Below are 854 nucleotides of genomic sequence, written 5' to 3'. Positions count from 1 at the left end.
GTGCCGACGCCGATCGATTCGGCGGCGAAAAGCGGCGTCTCCTGGCTCAGCGTATCGCCGATCCAGACGCGCAGCGCGCCCACCGGCTGCCCCTCCTCCACCGGTGCTGCAATCGGGCCGTCATAGACGATCCTGGCCGTCAGCTTGTCGCGATTGGTGATCGGCAGGAAGATGTCGATCGGACCCTTGGCCTTCAGCATCACCCCGGGCTTGGCGCCGCCAAAAACCTGGGCTTCTCCAACCACCTCGTCCCTGGCGAAGATTTCGGTCTTCTCGAACGAGCGGACACCCCAGTCGAGCAGCTTTCGCGCCTCTTCGGCACGCTCCTTGTCCGAGGCCAGCCCGCTCATCGCCGCGATCACCCGTGTGCCGTTGTGACTGACCGTACCGACGATGCCGAAGCCGGCTGCCTCGCTCGCACCGACCGCCAGGCCGTCGGCGCCGATGTCCATCGCCAGCAGCGGATTGCGGTTCCTCTGCGAGATCTTGTTCCAGGTAAAATCCTTCTGGCCGTAGTAGCGGTAGAAATCCGGATAATCACGCCACAGGTGCAGGGCGAGCTGCGCCAGCTCGCGCACGGTCGTCTGTTGGCCATCCGCCGGCAGGCCGGTCGAATTGACGAAAGTCGACGTCTTGAGGCCGATCTGGCGGGCCCGTTCGGTCATCTGCGCGGCAAAATTGTCCTCGGATCCCGACATGCCTTCGGCGATGATGATGCAGCCGTCATTGGCCGCCTGCACGGTCACGCCCTGAATCAGGTCTTCGAGCCGGATCGACGACTTGAGCTTGGCGAACATCGTCGATGTCCCCGAAGGCGCGCCACCCTTGCGCCAGGCGTTTTCGCTGACGACGAA

General features: G+C 64.2%; 1 protein-coding gene. It reads right to left on the bottom strand.

All coding sequences use genetic code 11. The features are described from left to right. Window positions 1-854: D-alanyl-D-alanine carboxypeptidase family protein (locus EN939_RS36220; protein WP_164751607.1), on the bottom strand; the 854-nt coding region annotated here is incomplete at both ends.

The organism is Mesorhizobium sp. M7A.F.Ca.CA.002.05.1.1, from assembly GCF_003998335.1.
In the GTDB taxonomy this organism is placed as follows: domain Bacteria; phylum Pseudomonadota; class Alphaproteobacteria; order Rhizobiales; family Rhizobiaceae; genus Mesorhizobium.
The sequence above is the reverse complement of the archived record's forward strand: the minus strand, read 5'-3'. Positions and strand labels throughout refer to the sequence as shown.